Source organism: Falsiroseomonas oryzae (assembly GCF_027856955.1).
Classification (GTDB): domain Bacteria; phylum Pseudomonadota; class Alphaproteobacteria; order Acetobacterales; family Acetobacteraceae; genus Falsiroseomonas; species Falsiroseomonas oryzae.
Window position 1 is genome coordinate 1 of record NZ_JAPSMD010000951.1, and the last position, 710, is coordinate 710.

General features: G+C 77.9%; 1 pseudogene. It reads left to right on the forward strand.

The features are described from left to right. Positions 1–710, forward strand: a pseudogene (locus OZN99_RS32905) (ATP-dependent helicase HrpB); the annotation flags it as partial.

A 710-nucleotide genomic window follows, 5' to 3' on the forward strand; every position in this document is an offset into this window, starting at 1 on the left:
CGCCCGCCGGCGCGCTGGCCGCCGGCCGCGCCCTGCTGCGCGAACTCGACGCGCTGGACGACGCGGGCCGCATCACGCCGATGGGCCGCGGCATGGCGCGCATGGGCACGCATCCCCGGCTCGCGCGCCTGCTGCTGGCCGCGGCGGACGAAGGCGAGAAGGCACTCGCCGCCGACCTCGCCGCGCTGCTGGAGGAGCGCGACCCCATACGGGATCGGGACGCCCCGGCCGACATCAACGCGCGGCTCGAACTGCTGCACGGCGCGGATCATCCCAACGCCGACCGCGCGACCATCCACCGCATCCGCCGCGCCGCCACGCTGCACCGGCGGCGCCTGAAGCTGCACGGCACCGCGCTGCCGGGCGGCGAGGCCGGGCCCTTGCTGGCCGCAGGCTTCCCCGACCGCATCGCGGCGAAGCGCGGCACGATGGACGGCGCCTTCCGCCTCGCCTCCGGGCAGGGCGCGCGGCTCGCCGCCAACGATCCGCTGGCCAAGGCGCCGCTGCTCGCCGTGGCGGATCTGGAGCTCGCCGGCACCGATGCGCGCATCCGCATGGCCGCGCCGCTCGACCTCGCCACGCTGGAGCGCCGCTTTCCCGAACGCCTGCGCTGGGAGGAAGGCGCCGCCTTCGACGCCCGCGCCGCCGCCGTGCTGGCGCGGCGGCGCCGCATGTTCGGCCCCCTCGTGCTGGAGGAGCACGCCCTGCCC